Raw genomic sequence first — 6,807 nt, forward strand, 5'->3', positions numbered from 1 at the left:
ATGATAGTTACAGTCGAATGGTTACGTGAGCATATAGAAGATGAGAATGTCCGTATAATCGATTGTCGTTTTGATTTAGCGAATCCTAATTGGGGTAGAGAAAAGTATGAAGAAGGACATATTCCTCATGCGTTATATTTTGATTTGAATTTAGATTTATCAAGTCCTATAGCAGAACATGGTGGCCGCCATCCTTTACCAAATATTGAGGAGTTTGCAGACAAGCTTTCGAAGGCTGGTATTGATGAACATACGACAGTAATTGCGTATGACAGTCAAGCCGGTGCAAATGCTGCTCGTTTATGGTGGTTATGTAACTATGTAGGACATGAGAAAGTATATATATTAGATGGTGGTTTCCAGGCTTGGAAAGAGAATGGACTACCGACAACAGCGGAAATTCCTGTTGCTATACGAAAAACATTCAAAGCTAATATACAAGATCATATGCTTGTAACGATGGAAACGGTCAGAGAGAATATCCGTGCAGGTGCGGATGTTACATTAATTGATTCAAGAGAGCCGAAACGTTATGCTGGTGTAGAGGAACTTGTCGATCATAAAGCAGGACATATTCCAACAGCAGTAAACCATTTTTGGAAGGATGGAATGTTGCAATCAGGACAATTTAAGAATAAAGCGGAGCAACAAGAACGATTCCAAAACCTGTCGAAAGATAAGGAAACCATTGTATATTGTGGTTCTGGTGTTACAGCGTGTCCAAACATCCTTGCATTAAAATTAGCTGGATTCCAAAATGTTAAATTGTATGCAGGTAGCTGGAGTGATTGGATTTCTTATCCAGAAAATCAAATTGCAAAAGAAGAAGATTAATCACTTGCATGCAAAAATAATTTGTATTAAAATAAGGTCACAAGCAAGAGATTGCTCGAAAAACTTTGTATTTTACACATTGGAAACAATGTGATAATATAACGACAAGTAAATAATACATCCTGCGGTGTGCGTAACTTATTTATGTCTAAAACCGATGTTAGTTATACGGAAGCTCAATATTTAGCGACCATCATCAAGCCTTCCTTGTGGAGGAAGATGTACGGTAACTGTGAGGGCATCCACCTGCGAGTAGCGGGTTTTTGGACATTTACGAGGAGCGGCACGTGCGGGGGTCTTATTTCAACTAACCTTATATAAAATTCCTACGGTGTACGTAGCTTATGCATGTCTTAAACCAATAAGTTTAATATGGAAGTTCAATATTTAAATGTAGCTAACATGCCATCTTTTTAAGAAGGAAGTTACAAACATTTGTGAGGGCATCCACCTGTGAGAGCAGGTTTATGGACATCTAGAGAGAACGGCATATGTGGGGCTATATAAAAACCTTACGTTTTATACGTAAGGTTTTTTTGTTGCATAGATATATTAATATTATCTTGATTCACCTGTGAAGTTTCCGTAATAAATGTAGCACTTTCTGTCTTCATCAATCTCTCTTGAATCCAAGGAGAATTCCATAGACATGCCGTCTCGCTGAATATATATAATATCTGAATGAAGAGATGGTAAAATTTCTTCGTAGTTCCATACATCTTGACTATCTACTAAGCTTGAACTCGTTTCACTTAGTTCTCTAATTTCAAAACCGATGTGGGAGTATGTAGGGTCTGAAGGGTCATTGGCGAAAACTTCTTTTTGAATATAAATAACTGCTGTTCCGTCTGGATCAACCGAAGTTGCAGTAACAACATAAGTATTTTTCTCTTTAATAAAATATTCACAAGTCATGCGTGCGATAATTTCAGAATTAGAAATATTGGCGTAGTTCCATAAAGCAGGATACCCTTTCGTTTCATCATTAAGTCGATATTCTAAGCGCATTTAATCCCTCTTCTTCCTTTTTCTTCTACTTTATCATGCCATCCTATATAATAGGAATAGAATTTAAAAAGGGGAGTGCGAAGGTGACAAAAACGAAATGGTTAGTAGGTGGTGTCGTAACGTCTTTAATGACTGGCACTTTATTTGGTTGCGCACAAGATCTTCCCCCAAAACCGAATGATAATAGTTGTTCTGATTGGGATTGGGATGATGAACTTGGGGTATGGCAGTGTGATGATAGTAGTTCAGGTTATCGTGGGCATTATTTCTATGGTGGGCGATACTATCAAAATAAATCCACTTTTAAAAATTCATCGGCGTTTAAATCGTATCAATCGTCTGCTGAATTTAAAGGTGGAATTGGAAGCGGTTCAAAGGGAGGATTTGGGGGCTAAAATATGTCGCAATACATAAGGGATCGAAAAGAATTTTATTTAAAATATCCGAATTTTTGGTCGGATTTATATGAATGTGAGTATAGTTTGTTTCATGTTTTTTCTATAACAAATCAGACTTTGGACCAATTACACTTAGCGACTGAACGAATGGGGAAAATATTTTTTAAGACTGCTAGACTGCTGCGTAATTTAAGTGACGAACAGCTTCTAGATCTTGGCTTTCCATCCGCGAGTTTATCATTCATTAGAATGAAAGGGCTTTATCCTGAATCTGTAATTTCGCGATTTGATTTTGCTGTAACAGAGGATAACAAAATTAAAATGCTTGAGTTTAATAGTGATACACCAACTTTTATTGTGGAATGTTTTCAAATGAATGGAAAAGTTTGTGAAAATCTAGGCTATGATGATCCAAACTCAGATCAAGAACGATTGCTATCTTCTGGTGTTACGAAAGCTGTAATGGAAGCGACAAAGGAATTAGACAATCCAAATGTTGTTTTTACAGCACATCATGAACATATCGAGGATTGGAATACGACTATGTATTTGAGTCAGCTATGCCATGTTGAAAATAAAGTAGTGCCAATGTCAGAACTTAGAATTACAAAAGATGCTCTAGTTGATAAAGATGGGGCGAAGATTGATGTTTTATATCGCCAAACATATCCGATAGAAGATTTAATTGAGGATCAAGATCCTGAAACAGGAGATTTGGTAGGTGTGGAACTGCTGCAACTTGTAAAAGCCGGAAAGCTTTTTATAATAAATCCTTTGTCAGCATTTTTACTTCAGCCAAAATCGATTCAGTGTCTTATTTGGGGGTTAGCAGAAGAAGAGGTCTTTTATACAAACGAGGAACAACAGTGGATTAAAGAATATATGTTACCTACATATTTAGAACCAGATTTATTTTTAGGAAAAGGTTCTTTCGTTCAAAAACCTTCATTTGGTAGAGAAGGAGATACAATTACGATTCGCGATAAGGATGAAAATATTATGCTTCAAAATGCACATCAAACGTATAAAACTGCACTGCCGATATTTCAAAAGTATACAGAACTGCCAGTCGTATCCTTGGAAACAGAAAAGGGGATGGAGAAACTGTCCTATGTGTTTGGTTCTTTTTTAATTGCTGGAAAAGCGAGTAGTATCGGTATTCGCGCGGGAGAAAAGATTACAGGAAATGAATCGTACTATTTACCGGTAGGTATAAAAAGGAGGAGGAAAAATGATTAATTTTTTATTATATTTAGCAGTAACACTTGGACTTTTATGTATTGGTCTGTTCTTGATGGAAGTGACAACGAAAGTTAAGGAATTTAAGTTAATGGCTCAAGGGAATAAGGCGGTAAGCTATGTGCTTGGAGGGCGATTACTTGGGTTAGCTATCGTTTTATATTCGACAGCAGCTAATTCAATTTCACTTCTTGATATGATTTCGTGGGGAGCAGTTGGGATTTTGGCTCAAATTATCGTCTTTTATTTAGCTGAGTGGCTTACACCACGCTTTAATATAAACAAAAGTCTTGAAGAAGATAATCAAGCAGTCGGTCTTTTTCTTATGTTTTTATCGCTTTCAATTGGGATTGTAATCGCTGGTTGTATAACTTATTAAAAACTTTACGTTTAAACGTAAAGTTTTTTATTTTATACCGCTATTTGCCGGACAGCCCGATTGGTGAGGGCTAATAATCAGTGGCGGATGAACAAAACCCCCACTGATGAAAGTTTCACTTTATATACGTTAGTTTGCCATACCATTTGAAAAAATTGTAGGCTACGGTTGACATCTATTTTAAATAAGAGTAACATTTTCAATGTAATGAAAATAAGTCTCTGTTAGGTGAGGCTCCTGTATAGAGAAATGCTACTGCCCAAAAATGTCGAGAGACGCCAATGGGTCAACAGGAATGATCGAATTAAGGTTTTTCTTAACGTAGCTGGTAATGTACCTATGCTATACAGTGCTAAAACTCGGTGAGGGAGAGGTCCGTAGATTTCTAATTATATTAGAAATCGTTTATTTGTGTATGTAATGGCCGCTACTCTCTTAAGGGTAGGGGTCTTTTTTGTTACCAAGCTATGAGTAATTTCATATTATAAACTATAAAATTAAACGAGGAGGTGAGGAGCATGTCAAATTCTGACTCGGTTCCGTTACCCATATACTTCAAATCAAAAATATATGATGTAGGCAGGAAACGATTTGTTCCTCCCTCTATATTTATCACAATGTAGCGTTTATAAAGCGCGAGACACTTTCACAGTAAAGTGGATAAATTGAGAAACAAAGCGTTTCTTCCTATGTTGTAAAGGAGGAGACGATAATATGTTATATGCAAACAAAACTGTGGGTAACACGTCATATAAACTAAGTAAAAAATCAATAAAAGAACAAACAATGCTCCAAAAAAATAAAGATTTATTAATTGAAATTGCAACAAGAGATGTAAAATCTGTATTTGCATATTTTAAAACAACAAGAGACGGACTATCAATGAAAGAGGCACAAAAACGTATTCAAGTATATGGCCGAAATGAACTAACTTCAAAAAGAGCACTTCTTGCGGAAGTAATGATGAAGCTAGGTGGCATGATTCCAGGTTTTTCAAAACAACGTGTGTGTGATGAATTACAACGTGAAACGATTACTGTATCTAGAGTAGAATATTCTAGTAGTACAGGGCTAAATAGTGAACTGAAAATGATGGAGATACCTGTGCAAGAACTTGTACCTGGAGATATGATTTTTCTTTCGGCTGGAGATGCTGTGCCAGCTGATGTACGTATTATTTATGCAGATGATTTATTAGTGAATGAGTCTGTGTTAACGGGAAACGAAGCGAATATAGAGAAGTTTGAGAGCTGCTATCACCTTGAACGTAAACGATTTATTCCATTAAAACGGATGAAAGATTATAATCCACTTGAGCTTGAAAATGTATGTTTTAAAGGTTCGCATATCGTTAGTGGAAATGCAAAAGCTATCGTTGTTTCTACTGGAAAAAATACGTATTCAGGTATCTTGCATACTTGTTGTAGTAGAACGTCTTAATGTGTTAATGATGCTAAATATACAAAAACAATGTATAATAGACAAAGTTGAGCAAAAACGTAGAATGGTAATCTATTTATATAACCTTACGTGATAACGTAAGGTTATTATTTTTTTAATAGGAGAGGAATTATGAAAAAAGTATTATTAGTTGATGGTATGGCACTATTATTTCGTGCTTTTTACGCAACAAGTGTCTACGGACAATTTATGAAACGACAAGATGGAACCCCTACGAACGGGATTCATGGTTATATGAAACACTTATTAACAGCTACGCAAGCGATCGAACCAACACATATCGTTACATGCTGGGATATGGGAAGTACGACATTTAGAACAGAATCGTTCTCGAATTATAAAGCAAATCGTGCAGCGCCACCAGAAGAATTAATTCCTCAATTTGATTTAGTGCAAGAAATGACTGCAAAATTATCCATTCCAGTTATCGGTATGAAAGGCTACGAAGCCGATGATTGTATCGGTACGCTTGCAAAACAATATTGCAATGAAGCTGAAGTTTATATTTTAACAGGTGATACGGATTTGCTTCAACTTGTTGATAAGAACGTTACAGTTATGCTTCTGCGTAAAGGAATTGGAAATTACGAATATTACACACCGGAGAAAATCATGGAAGAAAAAGGTGTAGAGCCGTGGCAAATCGTCCATGCAAAAGCTTTCATGGGAGATACAAGTGATAATTATCCAGGTGTAAAAGGTATCGGTGAAAAAACAGCGTATAAGCTTATTCAAGAGCACGGAACAGTATCCGCTGTACTAGAAAATGTAGAATCATTAACAAAAGCGCAGCGTACGAAGATTGAAAGTGATTTAGAGAACTTAAATATTTCGTTGCAATTAGCACAAATTCACTGTGAAGTTCCAATTTCATGTTTACTAGAAGAGGGATTACACACAATGGATGAAGAAAAACTTAGATTTGTTTGTGAAGAAATGAATTGGGGAAGACCTGAAATATTAATAAATATGCTATAAATAGTTTGGAAAGAGGGATGTTGCATAAGTCGAAATTTGACTTGGTGACACCTTCTTTTTGTTTTTGTAAACAGTATTATAGTAAATAAAATTATGTCGAACTCAATTTTAAATATATAAATGTTTCGACAAGATATAATGATAAAAGTTGAGGGGAATAGTAATTTTTATAATGAAGTGAATTAATTTCAACATAGTTTTAGAGAGTCTTTTTTTCGTGTTCACAAAGTTGTCAGAAAATAAACGGAATTTTCATATGAAGTTCAAATAGAATTCACAACAATCAATTATTATAAGGACACACAGATAATTCTTTATCTTTTATATAAACCATCCCCCAAGGAGGACAATGAAAATGAGAAAAAAAGTGAGAAAATCTTTTAAACAATTATTAATTGAAAATAAACAATCACTATTAAATAATAAAGAAAATATGAAAGAAATTGAAGAGAGAATTGAGAAACGACATGTAGCATATAGTGGTGCTAGTAATTAAATAAAATAAAAAGA

Annotated in this window: 8 protein-coding genes, 2 other RNA genes and 1 riboswitch; of the genes, 9 read left to right on the plus strand and 1 reads right to left on the minus strand. The window is 35.3% G+C overall.

Annotation, left to right across the window (positions count from 1 at the left end):
• The 3 genes from HMPREF1014_RS19815 (at position 1) to ssrS (HMPREF1014_RS30520) (ending at position 1,338) form a co-directional block, all read left to right on the plus strand.
• Entirely contained in the window at positions 1-834 is an 834-nt protein-coding gene (locus HMPREF1014_RS19815) for a sulfurtransferase (RefSeq protein ID WP_000637564.1), read from the plus strand.
• Positions 835-950: 116 nt separating this feature from the next.
• Positions 951-1,133, plus strand: a non-coding RNA gene (gene ssrS / locus HMPREF1014_RS30515) — 6S RNA.
• A 21-nt stretch (positions 1,134-1,154) separates the two neighbouring features.
• A non-coding RNA gene (gene ssrS, locus HMPREF1014_RS30520) (6S RNA) lies at positions 1,155-1,338 on the plus strand.
• 54 nt (positions 1,339-1,392) lie between these two features.
• On the opposite strand, the gene HMPREF1014_RS19820 is transcribed toward ssrS (HMPREF1014_RS30520), so the two are convergent.
• A complete protein-coding gene (locus tag HMPREF1014_RS19820) occupies positions 1,393-1,842 on the minus strand; it encodes a hypothetical protein (RefSeq protein ID WP_001235522.1) in 450 nt (149 codons plus the stop codon).
• An 83-nt stretch (positions 1,843-1,925) separates the two neighbouring features.
• Here HMPREF1014_RS19820 and HMPREF1014_RS19825 point away from each other — a divergent pair, with 83 nt between their 5' ends.
• From HMPREF1014_RS19825 to HMPREF1014_RS19850, 6 genes are all read left to right on the plus strand, one after another.
• Positions 1,926-2,237, plus strand: coding sequence for a hypothetical protein (locus HMPREF1014_RS19825; protein WP_000169030.1), 312 nt, complete (start codon positions 1,926-1,928; stop codon positions 2,235-2,237).
• A gap of 3 nt (positions 2,238-2,240) precedes the next feature.
• Positions 2,241-3,479: a glutathionylspermidine synthase family protein gene (locus HMPREF1014_RS19830; protein WP_000084935.1), complete on the plus strand. Its 1,239-nt coding sequence runs from the start codon at positions 2,241-2,243 to the stop codon at positions 3,477-3,479.
• A complete protein-coding gene (locus HMPREF1014_RS19835; RefSeq protein WP_000606857.1) occupies positions 3,472-3,858 on the plus strand; it encodes a DUF350 domain-containing protein in 387 nt (128 codons plus the stop codon). Before HMPREF1014_RS19830 ends, HMPREF1014_RS19835 begins: the two co-directional genes overlap by 8 nt.
• Positions 3,859-4,071: 213 nt before the next feature.
• A riboswitch (M-box (ykoK) riboswitch) is annotated at positions 4,072-4,237 on the plus strand.
• A gap of 335 nt (positions 4,238-4,572) precedes the next feature.
• Positions 4,573-5,298 (plus strand): P-type ATPase actuator domain-containing protein, encoded by a 726-nt coding sequence (locus HMPREF1014_RS19840; protein ID WP_000964951.1) that lies wholly within the window; start codon positions 4,573-4,575, stop codon positions 5,296-5,298.
• 132 nt (positions 5,299-5,430) lie between these two features.
• A complete protein-coding gene (locus HMPREF1014_RS19845; protein ID WP_000757069.1) occupies positions 5,431-6,297 on the plus strand; it encodes a 5'-3' exonuclease in 867 nt (288 codons plus the stop codon).
• Between the two features lie 355 nt (positions 6,298-6,652).
• Positions 6,653-6,793: an FbpB family small basic protein gene (locus tag HMPREF1014_RS19850; RefSeq protein ID WP_001228048.1), complete on the plus strand. Its 141-nt coding sequence runs from the start codon at positions 6,653-6,655 to the stop codon at positions 6,791-6,793.
• Positions 6,794-6,807 lie beyond the last annotated feature (14 nt).

The sequence above is a fragment of the Bacillus sp. 7_6_55CFAA_CT2 genome (genome assembly GCF_000238655.1).
Taxonomy (GTDB): domain Bacteria; phylum Bacillota; class Bacilli; order Bacillales; family Bacillaceae_G; genus Bacillus_A; species Bacillus_A cereus.